General features: G+C 73.6%; 17 protein-coding genes. 9 read left to right on the plus strand and 8 right to left on the minus strand.

Annotated elements, in window-relative coordinates; translation table 11 throughout:
- Nucleotides 1-90: 90 nt before the first annotated feature.
- From JYK04_RS37230 to JYK04_RS41655, 6 genes are all read right to left on the minus strand, one after another.
- The gene (locus JYK04_RS37230; RefSeq protein ID WP_189745224.1) at nt 91-2,520 is read right to left on the minus strand and encodes a SpoIIE family protein phosphatase; all 2,430 of its coding nucleotides are present in this window, start codon (nt 2,518-2,520) and stop codon (nt 91-93) included.
- A gap of 90 nt (nt 2,521-2,610) precedes the next feature.
- Complete coding sequence (locus JYK04_RS37235) at nt 2,611-3,768, minus strand: PP2C family protein-serine/threonine phosphatase (RefSeq protein ID WP_189745222.1); 1,158 nt, start codon at nt 3,766-3,768, stop codon at nt 2,611-2,613.
- 231 nt (nt 3,769-3,999) lie between these two features.
- Entirely contained in the window at nt 4,000-5,187 is a 1,188-nt protein-coding gene (locus JYK04_RS37240; protein ID WP_189745220.1) for a D-alanyl-D-alanine carboxypeptidase family protein, read from the minus strand.
- A gap of 85 nt (nt 5,188-5,272) precedes the next feature.
- Nucleotides 5,273-6,109 carry an alpha/beta fold hydrolase gene (locus tag JYK04_RS37245; protein ID WP_189745218.1) on the minus strand — a complete coding sequence of 279 codons (837 nt, stop codon included), beginning with the start codon at nt 6,107-6,109 and terminating at the stop codon, nt 5,273-5,275.
- Nucleotides 6,106-6,699 (minus strand): TetR/AcrR family transcriptional regulator, encoded by a 594-nt coding sequence (locus JYK04_RS37250; RefSeq protein WP_189745216.1) that lies wholly within the window; start codon nt 6,697-6,699, stop codon nt 6,106-6,108. The genes JYK04_RS37245 and JYK04_RS37250 overlap by 4 nt, the downstream gene beginning before the upstream one ends.
- 104 nt (nt 6,700-6,803) lie before the next feature.
- A complete protein-coding gene (locus JYK04_RS41655) occupies nt 6,804-7,709 on the minus strand; it encodes an ADP-ribosyltransferase domain-containing protein (RefSeq protein ID WP_229876735.1) in 906 nt (301 codons plus the stop codon).
- A gap of 116 nt (nt 7,710-7,825) precedes the next feature.
- Here JYK04_RS41655 and JYK04_RS41660 point away from each other — a divergent pair, with 116 nt between their 5' ends.
- Both JYK04_RS41660 and JYK04_RS37260 read left to right on the plus strand, forming a co-directional pair.
- On the plus strand, nt 7,826-8,170 hold the full coding sequence (locus JYK04_RS41660; protein WP_229876734.1) for a hypothetical protein: 345 nt from the start codon (nt 7,826-7,828) through the stop codon (nt 8,168-8,170).
- Between the two features lie 596 nt (nt 8,171-8,766).
- Nucleotides 8,767-9,447: a macro domain-containing protein gene (locus tag JYK04_RS37260; protein ID WP_189745215.1), complete on the plus strand. Its 681-nt coding sequence runs from the start codon at nt 8,767-8,769 to the stop codon at nt 9,445-9,447.
- 45 nt (nt 9,448-9,492) lie between these two features.
- Here JYK04_RS37260 and JYK04_RS37265 read toward each other — a convergent pair whose 3' ends face one another.
- Nucleotides 9,493-10,917 (minus strand): amino acid permease, encoded by a 1,425-nt coding sequence (locus JYK04_RS37265; protein WP_308431127.1) that lies wholly within the window; start codon nt 10,915-10,917, stop codon nt 9,493-9,495.
- Between the two features lie 224 nt (nt 10,918-11,141).
- Entirely contained in the window at nt 11,142-12,122 is a 981-nt protein-coding gene (locus JYK04_RS37270; protein WP_189745211.1) for a hypothetical protein, read from the minus strand.
- Nucleotides 12,123-12,525: 403 nt separating this feature from the next.
- Between JYK04_RS37270 and JYK04_RS37275 the strand changes: the two genes are divergently transcribed.
- From JYK04_RS37275 to JYK04_RS37305, 7 genes are all read left to right on the plus strand, one after another.
- Nucleotides 12,526-13,965 (plus strand): FGGY family carbohydrate kinase, encoded by a 1,440-nt coding sequence (locus JYK04_RS37275; protein ID WP_189745209.1) that lies wholly within the window; start codon nt 12,526-12,528, stop codon nt 13,963-13,965.
- Entirely contained in the window at nt 13,962-15,377 is a 1,416-nt protein-coding gene (locus JYK04_RS37280; protein ID WP_189745207.1) for an FAD-dependent oxidoreductase, read from the plus strand. The genes JYK04_RS37275 and JYK04_RS37280 overlap by 4 nt, the downstream gene beginning before the upstream one ends.
- The gene (locus JYK04_RS37285) at nt 15,374-16,570 is read left to right on the plus strand and encodes an NAD(P)/FAD-dependent oxidoreductase (RefSeq protein WP_189745205.1); all 1,197 of its coding nucleotides are present in this window, start codon (nt 15,374-15,376) and stop codon (nt 16,568-16,570) included. Before JYK04_RS37280 ends, JYK04_RS37285 begins: the two co-directional genes overlap by 4 nt.
- Before the next feature lie 139 nt (nt 16,571-16,709).
- Complete coding sequence (locus tag JYK04_RS37290; protein WP_189745203.1) at nt 16,710-17,966, plus strand: hypothetical protein; 1,257 nt, start codon at nt 16,710-16,712, stop codon at nt 17,964-17,966.
- Nucleotides 17,963-19,192, plus strand: coding sequence for a Dyp-type peroxidase (locus JYK04_RS37295; RefSeq protein ID WP_189745201.1), 1,230 nt, complete (start codon nt 17,963-17,965; stop codon nt 19,190-19,192). Before JYK04_RS37290 ends, JYK04_RS37295 begins: the two co-directional genes overlap by 4 nt.
- A gap of 73 nt (nt 19,193-19,265) precedes the next feature.
- The gene (locus JYK04_RS37300; protein ID WP_189745199.1) at nt 19,266-20,678 is read left to right on the plus strand and encodes a hypothetical protein; all 1,413 of its coding nucleotides are present in this window, start codon (nt 19,266-19,268) and stop codon (nt 20,676-20,678) included.
- Nucleotides 20,675-22,123: a radical SAM/SPASM domain-containing protein gene (locus JYK04_RS37305; RefSeq protein WP_189745197.1), complete on the plus strand. Its 1,449-nt coding sequence runs from the start codon at nt 20,675-20,677 to the stop codon at nt 22,121-22,123. Before JYK04_RS37300 ends, JYK04_RS37305 begins: the two co-directional genes overlap by 4 nt.
- Nucleotides 22,124-22,149 lie beyond the last annotated feature (26 nt).

The following is a 22,149-nucleotide window of genomic DNA, read 5'->3' on the forward strand; positions in this document are numbered from 1 at the left end:
CGGGGGCCGGGCGGTTGGGTGGCCGTGTCCTCGGGGGAGGCCGCAGCGCCCCGGCTGACGGCTGTCCCCGGGAGCCGCCCGCGCGACGTGTCAGGAACCGCGGCGCCAGGGGATTTCGGCCCACACCTGCTTGCCGCCGCTGAGCGGCACCGAGCCCCAGGCCGTCGCCGTCGCCTCGACGATGAGCAGCCCGCGACCGCCCGTCGACTCCCAGCTCACCCAGACCGGTTTGACGGGGCTGCGCGGCGACCCGTCGTTCACGGCGATCCGCAGCCGGTCCGCCGAGAGGGTCAGATCCATCCCCACCTCGCCCTGGGTGTGCGCGATGGCGTTGGTGACCAGCTCGGACACGATCAACAGGGCTTCGTCGAGTTCCTCCACCACTCCCCAGGAGCGCAGGGTGCGGGCGGTGAAGCGGCGCGCGTGCAGGACCGCGTTGGGTACCCGCCACACCGTCCAGTGGCTCCGCATCGGCCGGTCCCCCTGGCCGTCGTAGCGCAGCAACAGCAACGCCACATCGTCGTCGCGACGGCCCACGCCGACGACCAGCTCGTCGGCGACCCCTCCGACATCGTCCGGGTCGGCCGCCGCGAGCACGTCGCACACCCGCCGTACGCCCTCCTCCAGGCGCAGTCGGGAGGACTCGACCAGGCCGTCCGTCAGCAGCACCAGCAGGGTGCCGGGGATCAGCCCCGCCTCTGTCATGGGGAACTCCGCTTCCGCGAGCACGCCCAGCGGGGGGCCGCCCTCGACCACCATCTCCTCGGCGACGCCGTCGGGATGACGCAGGATCGGCGGCAGATGGCCGGCCCGGACGACCCTGGCGATGCCCTCCTCCATGTCCAGGTCCACGTACCCGCAGGTGGCGAACAGATCCGTCTCCATACCGGCCAGCAGACGGTTGGCCCGCGCGACCACCACATCGGGCGGGTGGCCCTCCACCGCGTAGGCCCTGACCGCCGTACGCATCTGGCCCATGATGGTGGCGGCGCCCGCGCTGTGCCCCTGGACGTCCCCGATGACGAAGGCCACATGACCGTCACGGAGCGGAATGACGTCGTACCAGTCCCCGCCGACCTCGAGTCCGGCGGTCGCGGGGAGGTAGCGGGCGACGGCGACCCCGCCCGGCAGCTCGGGGAGCTTGCGCGGCAGCAGACTGCGCTGGAGCATGGTGGCGAGTTCGTGGCCCGCGTCCAGGGCGTGGGCGCGCACCAGCGCCTGTCCCACCAGTCCCGCGGTCGCGGTCAGCAGCGACCGCTCCTCCGGTCCGAACCGGTGCTCCGCGTCCCAGCCCACCAGACACACCCCGACCATCCGGCCGTCGGCGGGCAGCGGCAGCACCGCGAGACCACCGGGCCCGACGCCCAGCAGGCCGGGCTCCAGGGCCGCCCCCGGCGGCCACAGACTCAAGTGCCCCCCGCGCAGCGCGCTCTGCAGGGTGGGCAGGTCGCTGAGCGCCACGTCGGGCCACTCGGACCGCCACTCCGAGCGCCAGACCTCGGGCCAGGCGTCGGGCTCCGGAGGATCGAGGGCGGTGACGATGAGCCGTTCGGGCTCCAGTTCGCCGACCGCGACCCGGGAGGCGCCGAGCGGTTCGCGCAGGGCGGCGACCACCAGCCGGCTGACCTCCCGGATGGTCGCCGCTCCCGCCAGGGTGGCCGACAGCCGCTGTACGAGGGAGACCTCGTCGGCGCTGGGGCGCAGATAGGTGGCATCGGCGACCACGCCCAGGACGCGCCCCGGCGTACCGTCCGCGTCCACCTCCACGCGGCAGCGCAGTCCCAGCCAGCGCAGCTCGCCGTTCGGGCGGCGGATACGGAACGCCAGCTGCTGTCCGGCGGCGGCAAGCCGGTTCGGCTCCACGATCGCCATCAGTGCGGGCATGTCGTCGGGGACGGCGCAGGCGAGCACGGTCTCCACCTGCCCGTCGAACTGCCCGGGAGACAGACCCAGCAGTTCCAGCACGTGCGCGTCGGCCTCCATACGGCCGGTGCTCAGCTCCAGGATGAAGGCGCCGCCCTGGTCGGGCACCAGCGACTGACCCAGATGGGCCTGCGGGGACTTGCGTCCGGCGAAGCGTCCGGCGACCGATTCGAGTCCCGTGGCCACCTGGTCGGCGTAGAGCTCCAGGAGGCTGCGGTCGTCGGCGCTGAAGCCGTCCCCGGCCTGCCCGGCGACGATCAGACAGCCGAGCTCCTGGTCGTCGTACCCCAGCGGAAGCGCGCCCAGCGAGATCCTGGCGGGCGAGTTGGGTGCGCCGTCCCGCACCCGGGTGGGGAAGTGGTGGGGGTCCTCCTCGATGAACGTGGCGAGTTCCTTGGGAGCCAGCCACAGCGGGCGGCCCGAGCGGAAGGCATTGGCGGCGGGCGAGTGGCCGGCCACGGCGAGGATCGCCGGCAGCCCGTAGAGGACGCCGCGGTTTCCGGTCAGCTCGGCGAGGTGGAGTTCCCTGCCCTGGTCGGCGACCACGTAGACAGCGGCGAGCTCGGCCCCGCAGAACGAGAAGCGATGACTGTTCACTGTCCGTATCGCCTCCTCCCGGGGGCATCGCGCCGACCGCCCTCCCCCCATGCTGTCGCCTCCCGGACCGTCCGGGCGACTCCAGGGGTGCTACGCCGGACCTCCGGCCGACCGTTGCCCCTCGTCCAGGCTCCGGTCCACGACGACGACCGCCACATCGTCGGCCAGGCGGTCATCGGTGTGGCGGAGCAGTGCCTGGTGCAGGCCCTCCAGGAACTCCTTCCGGCTGTGGTCGCGCATGGTCACCATTGCCTCGGCCAGGTCGAAGAAGGCCTTGTCCGGGGCGCGGGCCTCGATGACGCCGTCGGTGTACAGCAGCAGCCGGTCCCCCGGTGCGAACGGATAGCGGTCCGCCCGCCGGGGAGGACCGCTGACGAACTCCACCAGACCGAGCGGCGGCAGGGGGGCGGTGGGTGTCAGTGGCCGGACCACGCCGTCGCACAGCAGCAGCGGGGGAGGGTGGCCCCGGTTGATCACGTCGATGTGCGGGCCGTCCGGGATCTGGGCCACGAGCGCGGTGACGAACCCCTCCAGGACGGCCTCCGCACCACCGGCGCCCGAGACGGCGGCGTCCCGCAGCAGGGCCGCCTCGCAGCGGTCGACGACCTCCATCAGGTCGTCCTCGTAGTGCACGGCCTCCCTGAAGGCGCCCAGCACGATCGCGGCGGCCCGTACGGCCGGGAGTCCCTTGCCCCGGACATCCCCGACGATCATCCGGACCCCGTACCGGGTCTGCACCACGTCGTACAGATCGCCGCCGATCTGGGCGCCCGTCTCGGCCGCCAGGTACATGCTGGCCGCCCGTACGGGACCCAGCAGGGTCGGCACCGGCCGCAGCAGGACGTCCTGGGCGGCGGTGGCGATCCGCTGGACCTGGTTCAGCTCGTTCTCCGTGCGCGTGCGCGCGGAGCGGCTCGTCATGAAACTCGCCACCGAGACCAGGAACAGGGCGAGGAAGTTGGTGTAGACCTGCTGGCTCCCCCAGGCGCCGTTGTAGCTCGCGGTGGCCACGCTGACACCGACGGCCACCCCCGCCGCCGCGAGCGTCCCCTTGGGGCCCATCGTCACGGCCGCCAGAGCGGGCGTCGCGACCAACAGGGGGCCGGTGTAGAGGACGTGCAGGGGCGTGAACTCGACGAGCAGCACCAGCAGGGCGATCGCGAAGGGCACACACTCCGCCAAGACGAACAGGACCTGGTGGTGGCCGTCGGCTCGCGGTCCAGAAGGCGAGCGCAAGGGCGCTCTCATGAGTACAGACTGCCTCGCCCGCACCCGTGGCCGCCACTCCGGTCGACCGCGAGCAGCGCGGTGGGCGAGGCTGCGCCCGTACACCCGCGCCGGTCGAGTTCGCGCGCTCGTCGTTCACGGTCCGTCACTCCATGGCCCTGGATGTCGGGTCCTGGGTACGCCGCGTCGTGTCCGCCGCCGAACGGACCGAACGGACCGAACGGACCGAACGGACCGAACAGGCCGAGCGGGTCACGGCAGGTCCCGGCGGCGCCGCAGGACACCTGCCCCGGTCAGGACCGCCACGGCGGCGAGGAACGCGGCCGACAAGCCGTAGACCATCGGCGTACCCACGTCGAGCCGCTCCGGCGTGACGGCGCGGGCGGCCCGGGCGGCGACGGTGCGCGGCGTCGCGGGCGGCGCCGGGGGGTCGAGCGACCCGACCGGATCCACCCGTCCCGCAGCGGCGAATCCCCAGTCCAGCAGGGAGCGCGCTTCCTCGTACACGGCGTTCGCGCCGCCCCACTGGGGGTTCATCACCGTCGCCAGCAGGGTGCGGCCGTCCCGACGGGCGGCCGCGATCAGCGTGAAGCCCGCCTGGGAGGTGTAGCCGTTCTTGACCCCGATGATCCCCGGGTACCGGCCCAGCCCGTCCTGACCGGTCACCAGCCGGTTGGTGTTCTCGATCCCGTACGTCCAGGTGGGACTGCCGTCGGTGGTGGTGCCGCCGGGGAAGCGGGCGTCGGCGGTCGCCGCGTACTCGGCGAAGGCCGGGTCGGCAAGGCCCGTACGGCCGAAGACGGCGAGGTCGTAGGCCGAGGAGGCCTGGCCGTCCGCGTCGAATCCGTCCGGGGAGACGACGGTGGTGTCCCGTGCGCCCAGGGCGCGCGCCTTGGCCTGCATCTGCGCCGAGGTGACGTCCCAGCCGCCGTTCATCTCGGCCAGCACGTGCACGGCGTCGTTGCCCGAGCTGAGGAAGACGCCCCGCCACAGGTCGGCCACCCGGTAGGTGTGGTCCGCGGACAGACCCACCGTGCTGCTCCCCTCCGGCACCTCGTCCAGCTCGGCCTCGGTGACCGTGTGCCGGCCCGAGCCGGGCAGGTGGGGCAGTGCGGTGAGGGCGAACAGGGTCTTGAGGGTGCTGGCCGGTGGCAGCCGGCGGTGTGCGTCGTGGGCCGCGAGCACCGCACCCGTACCGGCGTCCGCCACCAGCCACGACAGGGCGGACACGTCGTCCGGCAGCGCGGGCGCCCCCTGCCGCGCCCGTACGTGGGTTCCGGCCCGGTGCAGCAGCGAGGCGTCGACGGCCGGGGCGGGCCGCGGCGGCAGCGGCTCGGCCCGCGCGGCGCCGGCCGCCGCCGGTACGAGGAGGACCGATGCGCCGATGGCGAGAGCCGCGGCGCCCGCGCCGGTTCTGCGCCCAGAGGATCTGATGCTCATTCATCCAGCGTAGAAATGCATCGGGCCGCGCGCACCGAGGCGTACGCCGACCGGCGGTAGGCCGGAGCCCGGACGCGGATCCGCCCTACGCGCGGAAGGCCTTCCGCAGGAGCTCGCCGAACCCGGCGGGGTGCGTCGTCAGGCCGGTGTGCCCGCCGGGGAAGTGCAGGAGTTCCGTGCCGAGGCGCTCGGCCAGGAAGGCGGCCGGACGGTAGGGCAGTTCGCCGCGGGAATCCTGGCCGCAGGCCAGCGTGAGCCGGTCCGCCAGCGTCTCCAGCCGGCCGATGTCCGGGACGTAGGACATGAAGCCGGGCACGATGCGGCCGACGAAGTACGGCAGGTCGGCCATCGTCCGCTCGGCCCGCGCCGCAGCCTGGGACGGAAGCCCGACCTCGGCCCCCGGCCCGGCGGTGTCCCCGTCCTTGCGCAGCCCGGCGGCGAACACGGCCATCGCCGGCATGAGCCCCTCGGTGCGCAACGTCTCCTGCACCCGTGCGACGAGCAGCCGGTGGTCGGGGGCGTCCGGCAGGACCTCCACCACCGGTGGTTCGTGCGCCACGACGCGTACGAGGCGTTCGGCACGGGCGGTGAGCAGATGCAGGGCGACGATCGCGCCCGAGCTGGTGCCGAACACCCGGGCGGGCGCACCGGGCGACAGCAGGTCCAGGATCCGTGCCGCGTCATCGGCGTGCTCGGCCACGTGCTGCTCGGCGTCGGGGTCGTCCAGTGTGCTGCGGGACATGCCGCGCGGGTCGTAGGTCGCGACGGTGTACTCGGCGGCCAGGTCGTCGGCGATGCCGTCGAAGGAGGCGGCGCCGCCCGTCCCGCCGGGTACCAGCAGCAGGAGCGGGCCCCGGCCGCGCACCTCGTAGTGCAGGGTCGCGCCGTTCACGCGCAGGCTGCCGATGTCCGGGCCGGTCATGAGGGGTCTCCTTCTCGGGTCTGGGGCCAGTGCTCCAGGAGGGTGTGGAGGGCGTCGAGGGTGCGGATCCAGGAGAGCTGCGGTGAACGCTCGTGCGCGAACCCGCCCGCCGCCTCCAGGGCGACGAACCCGTGGAACGTGCTGCGCAGCAACCGGACCGCGTCGGTCAGGTCGGGCTCCGTCAGCGCGTAGCCGCGCAGCATGCCGTAGGTCAGCTCGACCGCCCGGCGCGGCCCGGGCGCCCGTGCGGCCAGCTCGGGGTCGATGCGGATCGGGGTCTGGGTCGCCGTGTAGCGGCCCGGATGCTCGAGGGCGTACTCCCGCCAGGCGTCGGCGAACGCGACCAGCGCGTCCTTGCCCGCCCGCCCGGCCGTGGCCTGCGCGATGCGGAGGGTCTTCTCGTCCGCCGCCAGCAGCGCGATCCGGCCGCGCAGATCCTCCAGGTTGCGCACGTGCGCGTAGAGGCTCGCGTCCTTCACCCCGAGCCGCCGCGCCACCTGCGACATGGTGACCCGGTCGAGCCCGACCTCGTCCGCCAGCTCGGCGCCCGCGACCGTCACCCGCTCGGCCGTCAGCCCGGCCCGTGCCATGCGCCCTCCATTCCTAGGGGTCTTAGTTTTAACCTAGGACTCCTAGGCTGCAAAAGCGAGGCGTTTTCCCATGCGGCCGAGAGTAGGTCCCACCACCGACAGGCTCAGGACACGAGGGTCTGCTCCGCCAGCTCGGTCAGCCGCACCGTGCAGAGGCCACCGCGCTCGGTCTTCACGTCCGTCACCTCGAGCTGCGTACCCGGCGCGAGGATGAACTCCTCCTCGCCGGTGAAGGCGGAGAAGCTGCGGATCCCGACCGCCCGGACCGGGGTCACCTCGAAGAGCGTCCGCTTGCCCCGCCCGCCGAGGAACGCCCGTGCCACGCCCGCCTCCGAGGTGCACGAGGACACGCCCCACCAGGTCACGGTCCGCCCCAGCGGGTACTGCGCGCGCAGGTCCAGTGCGACGCCGCGCCACAACGGCGCCGTGCGGGCGGGCAGTTCCGCCACGGCGGAGAACAGCAGCCGCAGGTACGGGAGGTACGGCACGAGCCGGGCGCGGTCCGGGGAGCGCAGGACGGCGTTGATCTCCCGGTAGAACGCGGACTCGCAGGTGTAGAGGTGGAGGGCGGCGATCGCGTCGGCGGACAGGCCGCCGGCCGCTCCGTCCGCCCGCCCCATGCCGAACGCGTGGGACAGCTTGACGTGCCGGTCCAGGCCGGACAGCACCTCGACGACCGGACCGACGGCGTCCTGGAAGTCCATCAGGGGGGTGTCGAACACGCCGCTGATCGCGGGGAGGACGAGCCCCTCGTCCTTCACGCTCGCGAGGCGGTCGAGGTACAGCTGGTGCAGTTCCATGGTGGACGCGATGAAGGCGCCCATGCGTTCGGCGACGTCGCCGCCCGCGCCGCCGGCCTTCGGCCCCGCCGTGTTCCACCCCTTGCTCGGCAGCCAGTCGATCTGATCGGCGCCCAGCGACGCGAGTGCGTCGTTCACCATGGCGAAGTGGTCGCCGTCGCAGAAGATGTCGCCCTGTGCGGCGGGGTTGGGGTGGTCGATGTGCCGCACCTCGACCTCGGGGTACTTCTCCTGGAGCCGCAGGACGACCTTCTTCAGGGAGCGGGCGTGCGCCCCCCACCACGAAGACGACGCCGCGGTCCTCCTCGTCGGCGTTCTGCTTGGCCTTGAGGATCTCCTCGACGATCCGCTCGGCGACCGGACGCCAGAACGCGGTGTGCCGGTCGACGGCCGCCGATCCGGCGCTGCCCGCGGTGAGTGCCGCGTTCAGCAGCAGCACCCCCTGCGTGAGCATCGCCTGGAACCATTCCGGCGGCTGGACGGTGTCCCGCTCCTTCAACAGGGCCCGGACGTCGGCGATGGGGGTCTTCTTGGGAATCCCGTACTTCCACATCGCCGCCGCCTTGATGATGCAGCGGATGCTGACCACCCTGCCGAACTGGCTGTCCGTCCAGTCGTGGAAGGTGTTGTCGAACATGGCTATGCCGGTGGCGCTCTCCGGCCGCGGGTAGGGGTTCTGACCGAAGACGACCACCTTCCACTTGTGCGGCGGGTTGGGCTTGAGCGCCTGGAAGGTCAGTTCGCGGACGGGGACGGTCTCCGGGCTGCGGCCCGCGCCGATGAACGCAGCGGCGTCCGGCTGCGCTTCGATGACGGGCTTCAGCAGCGGAAGCCACGGCTCACCGCCGCCCTCGAACAGTTCGGCGAGGCCCAGCGGGTCGTCCGCGTGGGGCTGGGCCGGGGATGCTGCGTCGCTCATGGGAGGCACTCCGAGTGGTCGGACCGTGCCGACGGGCACGATGAGGACACGGGTGAGAGGCCCGTGCGGGTGTCAGGAACCAGGTGTCGGACGTCGGCTCCGGGCCGGCGGAAGCGGCCGGAACGGCCCGCACGCGTACCGGAGTACGCGCGGGCGGGCGGTCGGCGCTCGTCCGAGACGTCGGCCCTGGAAGCGTGGCCGACGGAAATCTGGCGGCAGGCTAACACCGGCCCAGGGGGCGCGCAATCGTGACGGCCCGTCATCGCCCGCGTCCGTCGGCGGCGTTGTCAGTGGTCCCCGGTAGCGTCCCTGAGCAGTGCAGGAACCCTTTCCCGATCGGAGTAGATCATGAGTGTGGACCGAGTGCCGTCGCCGCTCCGGGTGGTGCTGACCGACGTCAACGCGGAGGTGGTCCAGGCGTGGCGGGCCGCGTTCGCCGACACTCCCGGAGTCGAGATCCGCCGGGGTTCGATCCTCGACGAGGCGGTCGACGCCTGGGTCACGCCGACCAACTCCAGGGGCCGGATGGACGGCGGGGTCGACGCGGTCATCAAGCGGCACCTGGGAGCGGGCATCCAGCTGCGCGTGCAGCGCGCGATCCGCGCGCAGTTCGCGGGCAGCCTCCCGGTGGGGAGCGCGGTGTGCGTCGCGTCGGGGGCGGTCGTGCCGAAGTTCCTGATATCGACGCCGACGATGGAGCAGTCCTCGCAGAACGTGCGCGAGACCCTGAACGTCGCCCTGGCGTCCGCGGCCGCGTTCCAGGCGGTCCACCTGCAGAACGCCGAAGCGCCGGGCAGCATCCGGTCGGTGGCGCTGGTCGGCATGGGCGCCCGGACCGGCCGGGTGCCCGCCCGGGTGTGTGCCAACCTGATGTGGACGGGCTACACGCTGTTCCACGACTTCCGCTTCGACGACTACGACGACCTGCGCAGCACGGTCGTCGCGCAACTCGACGACATCGACGGCGGGCCCGCCGGGGAGCGGGTGCGCATCACGCCCCCGCAGCGGCGCACGGCCGGCCGCCGCTGACCGGCCGTGCGCCGCCCGCGGGCCGGTCGGGCCGGCCGGGGCGGGTCAGACGATGTCCTCGGCGATCTCCGCCTGCTCGCGCGCGTTGCCGTAGGCCGACGGGGTGCCGTACGAGCGGCGGGCGACGTACCACCAGACGCTGGCCAGGACCAGGACCACGGCCAGGGCGATCACGGCGTAGTTCATCGAGTCGATGGTCACGGGGGACTTCTGGGGCAGGCAGAAGAGGACGGTGACGAGCGCCACCCACAGGACGGCGATCCAGCCGATCGGCTTGCTCCAGCGGCCCAGGTTCCAGGGGCCCGGCTCGAAGCGGTTGCCGGCGCGCAGGCGCAGGTAGATCGGGATGGCATAGGCCGGGGTGATGCCGATGACGTTGATGGCGGTCACGGCCCCGTAGGCGGTGGCGGAGTACAGGGAGGGGAGGGCCAGTACGCCCGCGACCACGACGGACAGCCAGACGGCCGGCACCGGCGTCTGGGTCCGGCCGCTGACCTTGCGCCACAGGGCGGAGCCGGGGAGCGCGTTGTCCCGGCTGAACGCGAAGACCATCCGGCTCGCGGCCGCGACCTCGGCGTTGCCGCAGAAGAGCTGCGCGACGATGACGACGAGGAGCAGGGCGGTGGCGCCGCCGGAGCCCAGCGCGTCGATGAAGATCTGGGCGGGCGGGACGCCGGTGGCGCTGTTCTGGACGGCCGCGTAGTCCTGGATGGCGAAGGTGAGGCCGGCGAGCAGGGCGAAACCGGCGATCCAGGAGACCCAGATGGCCCGGACGATGCCCTTGGCTGCGGATACGGAGGCGTTGCTGGTCTCTTCCGAGAGGTGCGCGGAGGCGTCGTAGCCGGAGAAGGTGTACTGGGCGAGCAGCAGGCCGACAGCCGCCACGTAGAACGGGTTGGCCCAGCCGGTGTCGTTGACGAACTCGGTGAAGACGAACGAAGCCGACCGGTGGTTGTCGGGGACGAAGGCCAGGGCGCCGACGATCACGGCGACGCCGCCCAGGTGCCACCAGACGCTGATGGAGTTGAGCACGCTGACGAGGCGGACCCCGAAGAGGTTGAGCGCGGCGTGCAGCAGCAGGATGCACAGGAAGATCAGGAAGGTCGAGCCGGGAGTGGGCACGAACCCGAAGCGGAGGTTGAGGAAGGCGCCGGTGAACAGGGCCGCGCCGTAGTCGATGCCGGCGATGGCGCCCAGCAGGCCGAGCAGGTTCAGCCAGCCCGTGTACCAGCCCCAGCGGCGTCCGCCGAGCCGGTCGGCCATGTAGTAGAGCGCACCGGAGGTGGGGTAGGCGCTGGTGACCTCGGCCAGGGCGAGACCCACGCAGAGCACGAAGAGGCCTACACCGACCCAGCCCCACAGCATCACGGCCGGGCCGCCGGAGCCCATGCCGAAGCCGTACAGCGTCATGCAGCCGGAGAGGACGGATATGACGGAGAAGCTGATGGCGAAATTGCCGAAGCCGCCCATCCGGCGCGCGAGGACGGGCTGGTAGCCGAGTTCCCTGAGACGCTGTTCCTCGTCCTGCTGGGGCGGAGCCTTGTGGGCCTGGCGGGCGGCCCAATCGGTTCTGGACACGGCGGTACCTCCGGGGGTCTGTGAAGCACGGGGACGGTGTTGCCTGGGGGTGCGGGTGCGGCCTGGGTGGTGCGGGTGGTGCGAGGGGTCGGCGCCGTGGGGGAGGGCGGCGGGGGTCAGCTCCGGCCGGCCAGGCTGCGGGACCTGGCCTGCAGGAACACCTCCTCGGCCAGGGCGCGGTCGGCCGGGTCGCGGGTCCGGTGGGCCCACGGCAGGGTGGTCCAGTACGGGCCGATCGTGTCGAAGACCCGGGCGGCCTCGTCGAACTGGAGGGCTCCCCACAGGGCATGGGCGAGCTGGTTCAGATCGAGCGGGGAGGCGCGCGGCAGGTCGGCGTGGTGGAACCAGGTGTCCAGGGCGTGCAGGGCGTCGCGGACGGCGTCCTCGGCGACCCAGTGCAGGTCGAGAGCCCGCTCCTGACCGCGTTCGCGCCGGTAGCGCTCGACCCGTACGTAGAGCGGCAGGACGTGCACGGGGGATCCAGGCGGGGCGGAACCGGCCGCCCAGTGGACGAAGTTGGCGGCCTCGGAGAGCGGTCCGGGCGCGCCCGCGTACACGAACTGGAGCATGCGGTGGTAGGCCTCGCGGTTGTGCGGGTCGCGCTTGTCGACCTCCGCGAGGATGCCCCAGGGGCCGGGAGGCAGCATGGGGACCGGTGGCGCGATCCGGTGCTCGGCCATCTGGCGCTGCTCGTCGAGGAGGGCGAGGGCGAGCAGGCAGACCCAGGGCACGGGGTCCGCGGGGCTGATGCGGGCGGCCTCCCGGCAGGTCGACCAGGCTTCCTGCCACAGCTCGCCGGTGCGGGGGTGCCCGGCCCGGTGGGCGCGAACGGCCCGTTCGACGCAGACGCGCGTGTGCATCACGAGCGCGGCGACGCTGTGCGGTTGCTCGGCCCGCCAGGCCTGGACCACGTCGGAGCCGGCGGAGACGGCGGCGAGCACCTGGGTGCGCTGGGTCCACAGACCCCAGTTGTCCGTGCGTTCGAGTAAGCGCGCCATGGAGACCCAGCGGCCGGTGCGCAGGTCCTGGGCCGCGGCACGCAGCTCCTTGTCGTGGCCGGCCGGGTGGTAGACGGGCCGGAAATCGTTGCCCGCCATCACCTCGTCCCGGTCGACGGGCGGCGGCCCGGGCGGGCGCGTTCTGCGGTGGTCGTGATCATCAGTCCTCGGATCGCATGGAAGGTGGGTCCATCCGGCCGCGACTGCCGTGGTGCAGCCGTGCCCGGTGCCAGGGATGCGTGAACCATGCGAGAACTGTTCGTCGAACCCCCGCCGTTGACCCACGGTCGATGTCGCTGCCCGTTGATCGGCGATCACTATATGGCGATCAGGAGCATACGCATCCAGATCCTTGTTCGAACGTAAGTATCAAGCCACGATCACCATATGAGGATGCGTCAGTGGCGCGCCCGCGGCCTCTGACCGATCTTGACGGGCGACGTCGGCCGGGGCAGGCTTCCGACGGACGTTCGATCAAGGCGACACCAGGGACGGAGTGGTGATGACGGGCCCGGTGCTCGCTGTCGATCAAGGCACCTCGGGGACCAAGGCGCTGGTCGTCTGTCCGGTACGCGGGGTCATCGGATCCGGGTCCGCCCCCGTACGCCCCCGCTACCTGCCGGGCGGCCGGGTCGAGGTCGACCCCGGCGAACTGCTGGACTCGGTCGTCGACGCCGGACGCGCCGCGCTGGCGGCGGCGGGCGAGCCCGTGGTGGCGGTGGGCCTCGCCAACCAGGGCGAGACCGTGCTCGCCTGGGATCCGGCGACCGGCGAACCGCTGACCGACGCGATCGTCTGGCAGGACCGGCGCGCCGAACAGCTCTGCACCGAACTGGCCGCGCACGCCCCCGCCTTGCGGGAGACGACCGGTCTGCCGCTCGACCCGTACTTCGCCGCCCCCAAGATGGCCTGGATACGCCGCCACCTGACCCGGCGCGGTGTCGTGACGACCAGCGACGTCTGGCTCGTGCACCGCCTCACCGGCGCGTTCGTCACCGACGCGGCGACCGCCGGCCGCACCCAGCTGCTCGACCTCGACACCACCCGCTGGTCGGAGGCGGCACTCGACACCTTCGGCCTCACGGGTGAGCGGCTGCCGGAGGTCGTCGACGCGGACACCCTCGTCGGCACCACCACCGCGTTCGGTCCCGAGCTGCCGCTGACAGGACTGCTCGTGGACCAGCAAGCCGCGCTGCTCGCCCAGAGCGTCACCGAGCCCGGCACCGCCAAGTGCACCTACGGCACCGGCGCGTTCCTCCTCGCGCAGACCGGCCGGCGCCCCCTGCGCAGCACCTCCGGACTGGTCGGCTGCGTGGCGTGGCGGCTCGCCGGCCGGACCAGCTACTGCCTGGACGGGCAGGTGTACACGGCCGCCTCCGCCGTGCGCTGGCTCACCGATCTCGGCGTGATCTCCGGCGCCGCCGACCTCGACACCGTGGGCGGGCGCGTCCCCGACGCCGGCGGCGTCACCTTCGTCCCCGCGCTCGCCGGGCTCGCCGCCCCGTGGTGGCGGGGCGACCTGCGGGGCTCGGTCACCGGTCTGGGCCTCGACACCACCGCAGGACATCTGGTGCGCGCCCTGTGCGACGGCGTCGCCGCCCAGGTGGCGGAGCTCGCGGACGCGGCCGCCGCCGACCTGGGCGCCCCGCTCGCCGCCCTGCGCGTCGACGGCGGGCTGACCCGGTCCGCGCTGCTCATGCAGGCCCAGGCCGACCTCCTCGGGATCCCCGTGGAAGTGTCGGCGCTGCCGGACGTCACCGCGCTCGGCGTCGGCGCCGTCGCCCGGCTCGGGTTCGATCCCTCGCTCACCGTCGCCGAGGCCGTCCCGGAGTGGAAGCCGTCCGCCGTCTACGAGCCGCGGGCCGACGCCGCCGAGGCGGCGGAGCGGCGCGCACGCTTCCGCGCGGCCGTCTCGGCCCTGCTCGGCGACGCACCGGCATGACCACCACCACCGGCGGCGCCGTCACCACCGGCGGCGCCCTGCCCGGCGGGGAGTACGACGTGACGGTCGTCGGCGCCGGCGTCGTGGGCACGGCGATCGCGCGCGAACTGGCCCGGCTCCCGCTGCGGATCGCCCTGGTCGACGCGTCCGACGACGTCGGCGACGGCACCTCGAAGGCCAACACCGCCATCCTGCACACCGGCTTCGACGCGGTGCCCGGCTCCCTGGAGTCCCGGCTCGTCCGGGAGGGCCACCGGCTGCTCTCCGCGTACGCCGCCGAGAGCGGCATCCCGGTGGAGCCGCTCGGGGCGCTCCTCGTCGCCTGGGACGAGGAGCAGCTGGCCGCCCTGCCGGGGCTCGCGGAGAAGGCCGTACGCAACGGCTACCGCGCGGCCCGGATCATCGCGGCCGAGGAGGTGCGGGCCCGCGAGCCGGAGCTCGGACCCGGGGTGCTGGGTGCGCTCGACGTGCCGGGGGAGTCCCTCGTCTGCCCCTGGACGACCACGCTCGCGTACGCCACGCAGGCCGTGCGTGCGGGCGTCGACCTCCACCTCAACTGCCGCGTGCGGAAAGTCGTTTCGGGCGAGACGCATACCCTGGCCACGACCCGGGGCCCGCTGCGCACCCGGCACCTGGTCAACGCGGCCGGTCTGTACGCCGACGAGATCGACCGGCTCCTCGGCCACGCGGACTTCGCCGTGACGCCCCGGCGCGGCCAGCTGATCGTCTTCGACGAGCTCGCCCGCACCCTGGTACGGCACATCCTGCTGCCGGTACCGGGCGCCCTCGGCAAGGGGGTGCTGGTGTCGCCGACGGTGTACGGGAACGTGATGCTCGGGCCGACCGCCGAAGACCTCGACGACAAGACGGACACCGGATCGACCGCCGAGGGGCTCGCGCTGCTGCGGGAGAAGGGCCGACGGATCCTGCCGGCCCTCCTGGAGGAGGAGGTCACCGCCGTGTACGCCGGCCTGCGGGCCGCCACCGGCGACGACGACTACGCGATCCGGGCCCACCCCGCTCAGCGCTACGTCACCGTGGGCGGGATCCGTTCGACGGGACTGACGGCCTCGATGGCGATCGCCGCCCACGTCGTGGAACTGCTCGCCGACGGCGGCCTGCCGGTGACCGGGGCCCGGGAACCGGCACCGGTACGGATGCCGAACCTGGGCGAGGCGTTCCTCCGGCCTTACCGCGACGCGGAGTTGATCGCGAAGGACCCGGAGTACGGCCGGATCGTCTGCCACTGCGAGCGCGTGACGCGCGGGGAGATCCGCGACGCGCTGGCCTCGACCGTCCCGCCCGGTTCGCCGGACGGCCTGCGGCGCCGTACCCGCGCACGGGCCGGCCGCTGCCAGGGCTTCCACTGCGGGGCCGCCGTCCGTGCGCTGTTCGAGGAGGCCCGCGGGTGAGCCGCGACCGCACGGTCGACGTCCTGGTCGTCGGCGCCGGTCCCGCCGGGCTGGCCCTGGCCGCCCGCCTCGCGCGCGCGGGCGCCGGCCACGTCGAGGTCCTGGAGCGCGAGCAGGACGCGGGCGGAGTGCCGCGCCACTGCCACCACGGCGGATTCGGGGGGCCCGTACATCCCTGGCTCACCGGACCGGCGTACGCGCTGCGGGCCGTGCGGGCGGCGACGGCGGCCGGGGCGAAGCTCCGTACCGGTGTCAGCGCCACCGGCTGGGCCGGCCCGTTGACCCTGGAGACCACGAGCTCGGCGGGCCTGGAGCGGATCACCGCCCGGGCGGTCGTCCTCGCCACGGGCGCGCGCGAGCGCCCGCGCAGCGCCCGGCTGGTGCCGGGCTCCCGGCCGGCGGGCGTGCTGACCACCGGGGAACTGCAGCAGTCGGTCCACCTGTACGGCCAGCACATCGGCCGACGGGCCGTCGTGGTGGGCGCCGAGCCGGTGGCCCGCCACGCCGTACGCACCCTGCGCCGGGCGGGAGCGGAGGTGGTGGCCGTCGTCACGGAGCGCGCCCGCGCCGCCGCCGTACCGGGAGTCCCGCTGCTCACGGCCACGACGGTGGCCGAACTGCGCGGCCGGGGCCGCCTGTCGGGCGTGGCCGTGCGCCACGAGGACGGCCGCTGCGGGGTCCTCGCGTGCGACACGGTGGTCTTCACCGGCGACTGGATCCCCGACCACGAGCTGGCGCGCCGCGGCGGCATCGCCCTGGACCCGGGCACGCGCGGGCCTTGCGTGGACGCGTCCTTCCGTACGTCGGTGCCGGGGGTCTTCGCGGTCGGCAACGCCCTGCACGGCGTCGAACGCGCCGCCACCGCGGCCGCGGAGGGGGACGCCGCCGCGGCCGCGGTCCTGGCCCGCCTCTCGGGTGCGCCGTGGCCGGAGCCCGGTCCGCCGCTGCTCGTCCGGGCCCCGCTGCTGTGGGTGGCGCCGAACCGGCTCACGGACGTCGGGGGACGGCCGCTGCTGCTGCGGTCGGGGGAGCCGCTGACCGCCCCGGTGTTGACGGCCGCCCAGGACGGCCTGCTGCTGTGGCGACGGCGGTTCCCGGTCCGGATGTCGCCGTCACGATCGCTGAGGCTGCCGCCGGGATGGACGGACCGGGTCGACCCGTCGGGCGGTCCGGTCGTGCTGGGCATCGGCTGACGGCCACGCTCCCCGAGCCCGGAGAGCAGCGCCGGGCGCGCCACTGACTACTTTCCGTGAATGAGCGGATACTCTGTGTCACGATCTGCGTCGCTCACAACGTCACCTACGGGGTCACGCCCCGTCAGGAGGTACCGACGTGCCGTTTTCCGTGCCCGGACTGGCCGACGACCTGACCCCCGATCTCCTGGACCGCTGGAACAAGGAGATCGACCGCCAGTTCAGGACCCTGGAGCCCGATCTGGGGAGCAAGTTCTTCACCCTGGAACCCGACGATCCGGCCGCCGAGCGGGTGGCCGTCACCTGGTTCGGCAATCCGGCCGAGCCGGAGTTCTGCTTCGACGCCGCCACGGCCCGCGCGCTGTCCGACTGGGGCGTACGCGGCCGCCGCGCCCTGCACAACGAATACTGCGAGTACGCGGTCATCAGCGCGGCCGACACCGAGGGACGGATGCGCCCCAAGCGGGTGCAGGTCACCACCGAGCTCCCCGAGTACTACCTGATGCTCGCCGAGCACGCCCCGGCCCGCCTGCGGGAGATCCTCACCGGGACGCTCGGCACCGAACCGCGCTGGCAGGAACTCTACGGACCGGCCGTCGCGGACCCGCAGGCGCTCTCCCCGGCCCAGCGCCGCGTGGCCTTCGCCCGCCACCTGACCGGCCACGGACAGCACCGCGACCTGATCGACGCCGGTGTCCCGGCCGACCCGGCGGGCTCGCTCAACGCGGTCAACGCCCTGTTCATGGCCCACCCCATCAACGGGCTGGACGACCTGATCTACATCGTGATGTTCGGCGCCCAGCCCTATGCCCGCCGGAACTCCGCGGGCGGCTTCGAACCCGCCGGCCGGGACCAGATCTTCCGACAGCAGCCCGGGCTCGAAGCCCTGTCCTGCCGCCATGCCGACCCGGCCGCCGCCCTGGCCGCGGCGGACGCCGCCTTCCACGGCCGGACCGTGTCCTTCGCCGATCCGCTGGGCATGTACATCCAGCAGTTCACCTCCGAGGTCTTCCTCTTCGAGGGCGGCCCCGTCCCGGAACCGTGGATCCGGCTGGGGCGCGGCCGGCAGGGGCTGGTCCAGCGGCTGGAGTTCGGCCCGCCGGACGACGCCCCGCACTTCCTCGACGAGATCACCGTGGTGGAGGGCGACGCGGAGGAGCCCCTGACCGGTGGCTACCAGGTCGTCCGCCAGGTACAGGTGGGCCCGGTGGTCGCGCTCGGCGCACCGGCACCCGTACCGCCCGGTGACTTCGTGGTCCTCGCCGACTCCACCGGGGCCATCCGCTGCCGGGACGCGAGCGTGTGCACCGACACCGTCGGGCCGCTGAAGGAAGCCTTCGACGCCGAGACCCTGCGGCCCGCACCCGTGGGCAGCCGCCCCCGGGGCGGGAGATGAGCGTCCTCCAGGACGGGATCTACCACGGGCCCGGCCGGCGCCCGCCCGGCCATCTGGCGCTCGTGTTCCTGAGGGCCGACCCGGAGGCCGGCGCCGCCGCCGTCGACGGCGCGCTGCGCGAGGTCACCGCGATGCTGCGCGGCCTCGCCGACGGCGTCGTGCCGGAGCTGCCGGGCCACCCGGTGCCGAGCGCCGGCCTGGAATTCCTGCTCGGCCTCGGCCCGAAGGCGTTCGACATCGCCGGCGCGAAACTCCCGTGCCCGGCCGTACTCGGCCCGCGCCTGCGGTTCCGCTCGCCCCGCCCCACCGGAGGCGGGCCGCTGCTGGTCGGCGGGGGCCTGTCCTACGCGCCGGACGTCGTCCGCAACGACGCCACGGAGGAGTTCTGCCTGCAGCTCACCGCGGACACCCAGCTCGCGGTCTCGCGTGCCGTGGTGGAACTGTGGAAGCTGCTGCGCGGCGCGCGCACCGGCGACACGCGGACGGCCACGCTGGAGATCGCGGGCATCCACACCGGATTCCAGCGCGACGACCGGCGCAGCTGGATCGGCTTCCACGACGGCGTGTCCAACCTGGGCAGCGCCGACCGGGAACGGGTCATCAGCATCGGGGCGGAAGACGCCGGCTCGGACCCCTGGACGATCGGCGGTACGTGCCTGGTCTTCGCCCGCCTCACCGTCGACCTCGACCAGTGGCACGTCCTGCCGCGCGCGCAGCAGGAGTTCCTCGTCGGCCGGGACAAGCTCACCGGAGCCCCGCTCACCGGCCGCGACACCGAAGGGCGGCCCGTACCGGCCGAGGGCTGCCCGGTGGCCGGGACCACCGAGGTGACGCAGCCGGGCAACGAGGAGTTCCTGGAGCCACGGCCCACCGCCGATCCGGTGCTGCTCACCGCCCATGTGCGGCGGGCCAATCTGACCGCCACCGCCGACCCCGACCAGAGCGGCTCGCTGCGGGTGTTCCGGCAGGGGTACGAGTTCTTCGAACCGGTCGCGGCCGCCCCGGGCTTCCGGGCCGGACTGAACTTCATCGGCTTCCAGGACAGCCCCGAACGGGTGCTGCGCATCCTCACCCAGCGCGGCTGGCTGGGCGGCGTCAACTTCGGCGGGCAGCCCGGTCCGGACGGACCGGCCGGGCGGCTGCTGGCGGTACGGGCGGCCGGTACGTACCTGGTTCCGCCCGTACGGGACGGGGCCCCCTATCCGGGGGCCGAGGCATTCGGCTGAACGGCCGCCCCCGCTGCCCGGATTCCCCGGACCCCTCGGATCCCGGGCCCCTGGAAGGAAACGGAGACTCACAGTGATCGAACGGATCTGGCTCCATCCACCGCTCGCCTTCGCCCGGCTGGGCCCGTCCCCCGTGCCCTGTGACAACTACCGCTGGGGCATGAGCGACCTGACGCCGCGCGGCACCGGAAAGACCGTCGTCGAGCCCAGGCCCTCCCTCGACGTCGCCGAGGACGGGACCCTGACGGAGCGGGAGCCGGAGGGGGACCGCGTCCTGTTCAAGGACGCCGACGGCTTCCGTCCGCTCTGCCCCTTCTTCGAGGTGCACGGTGCGTGGACGGTCGACGGCGAGCGGCACACCGGCCCGCTCACCGCCGAGGTGCTGGCGGCCGCCGGAACGGAACTCGCCGACGTGCGCTGGCAGGTGGAGGTCGCCAACCTGAAGGCGCACCACTGCACCCTCTCACCGGGTGACCGGATCGAGGCCGCCGTGGAGCTGGCCGGTGACGACCACCTGCGCAGGCCGCTGCAGGGGCGCTCGCCGCAGGGAGCCGACCGGCCGCTGGTCCCGGAGGGGCGGCACGTACCGCTCGGGTCCGTCCAGGTGACCAGACCCGACGACCGGTTCCCCGAACTCCGGCTGCGATTCACCCCCGCCACCGGAGCGGTGTACGGCCCCACGGACCTTCCGGAGCGCTCCCGGCGGTTCGTCCTGCCCGACGCGCGCCTGTTCCTCTCCCCGGACGCGCGCTGGTGCGAGTTCACCGGCGAGGGAGATCCGCGGACGGTTCCCGGGGGGCTGTTCGCGGGTTCGCGGGAGGAGGACGGGGAGAAGAGCCTCGGCCTGGTCGACGACGTGTGCGACGGGCTGGTCACCGTCACCCTGCCGGGCGGCCTGTCGGCCCGCGCGCGCATCGTCGTCACCCCGCCCGATTTCGCGCCCGACCGCAGACCCTTCACTTCGCTGGCCGACGGCCTGGCGGACCGCGTCAAGCGCGGCGAGGTCCGCGACCCCGCCTACGTCGCCGAGCACCCGCAACTGACCGCGCTGGAAGTGCGCGACCTGTTCGAACGGGTGCTGGAGGCCATGGACGCCGTCAACGTCGACGCGCAGAACGATCGGGCGACGCTGGAGAACGAGAGCACGGCCGAGGACCTCGGCCTGCCCACCGGCCCGGCCCGGGCCCGGACCTTCAGCCCGCCGGAACCCCTGCTGGGGGTGATCCTCGCGCTCACCGAGCGCGGCCGCCGCCGGCACCGCCGCTTCGTCGCGCTGGAGGCCCTGGAGGACATGTTCCGCGAACAGCCCGGCCTCATCGAACGGGTCATCAGGGAGCCGGGGTCCGAGGACGTCTGGTACGACCGCCGGATGCCGGTCGCGGTACGGGGATCCGACGCCTTCCCCATGCACCTGACCCGCCGCCAGTACGACCTCCTGGTGGCCTGGGTCGGTTCGCTGCGCGAACGGGTCGAGGAGGGGACATGAGCGTCCTGCTGCAGATCGGCAGGAGGCCGCCGGAACGCGAACCGCGGCCCGCCTCCGGAGCCGCCCCGGGCCCGCTCGGCCTCGACGCCGAGACCAGGGTGTTCCGCAGCGCCCACGGAGCCCACCTGTTCGTCGCCGACGGCAGCCGGATCTACGACCTCCCGGAAGAGGCCGCGGACCGCCTGGAGCGGTGGACGGCCGCCGCCCACGACCCGGCCCAGGACGCCGACCTCGCCGCCGGACTGGGTCTGCCGCTCTGGGGCGGGGCGGGCATGCCGGCCCCGCGGATCGACGGCACCCCGGCCGCCGTACCGCCGCTGTCCTCCCTCTCGCTCAACGTGATGCAGGCCTGCAACCTCAGCTGCGGCCACTGCTACGCCGACGAGGGCCGGTTCGGCGGCTCCGCCCGGGCCATGCCCCGCGAGACCGCGTTCGCCGCAGTGGACCGGCTCCTCGCCGAGGCCGCCCCGGACGCGGCGGTGGTGGTCGGGTTCATGGGCGGCGAGCCACTGCTCGCCCGCGACCTGGTGCACGAGGTCGTCGCGTACGCGACCCGGGCCGGAGCCGCCACCGGGCACGCCGTCCGCTTCGCGCTCACCACCAACCTCACCACGGTCCGGCCCGCGGACGCGGAACTGTTCGCCGCCCACCCCTTCACCGTGGCCGTCAGCCTCGACGGCGACCGGGCCGGCCACGACGCACTGCGCCGGGCCCCGGGCGGGGGCAGCGCGTACGAACGGCTGCGGGCCGGGCTGGAGGTGCTGGAGCGGCACGGAAGGCCGCGCCACCTCTCGGCCCGGGTGAGCGTGACCCCGTACACCGGACGGCTGCTCGACATCCTGGAGCACGGCATCGGCCTCGGCTTCGACGAGGTCGGCTTCGCCGCGGTGGTGAGCGCCCCGGACCCCGCCTACGAGATCGGCACCGACACCTTCACCGGATTCCTCCAACAGATGGTCGAGTGCGGGGAAGCGGCGCTGCGCGAGCTGGCGGCGGGCCGCCCGTACCCCTTCGGCAACTTCCAGACGGCGATGTACGAACTGCACACCGGCGGCCATCGCCCGTACCCCTGCGGCGCCGGCGCCGGATACCTCAGCGCCTCCGCCGAGGGCGGCCTCTACGCCTGCCACCGGCTGGTCGACGATCCGGCCTTCGCCATGGGCTCGCTGGCCCAGGGACCCGACCAAGGCGCCAGAGCGGCCCATCTGGCGGCCCGCCACGTGGACCGGGCCGAGCCCTGCCGGTCCTGCTGGGCCCGCTACCTGTGCGGCGGCGGCTGCTACCACGAGGTCACCCGGCGCGGCCGGCCCGGCTGCGACTACATCCGCGGCTGGCTGGCCTTCTGCCTGCGCGCCTACGTCGAACTCTCCCAGGCCGCACCGGAGTTCTTCCGGAATCCGACCGCATCCGACCTCCCGGGCGATCCGGCCGCCCTGGCCCGCTGACCCGCGCCCCGCCCCATCCGGCCGAA

Origin of the sequence: Streptomyces nojiriensis, from assembly GCF_017639205.1 — a bacterium.
GTDB lineage: Bacteria > Actinomycetota > Actinomycetes > Streptomycetales > Streptomycetaceae > Streptomyces > Streptomyces nojiriensis.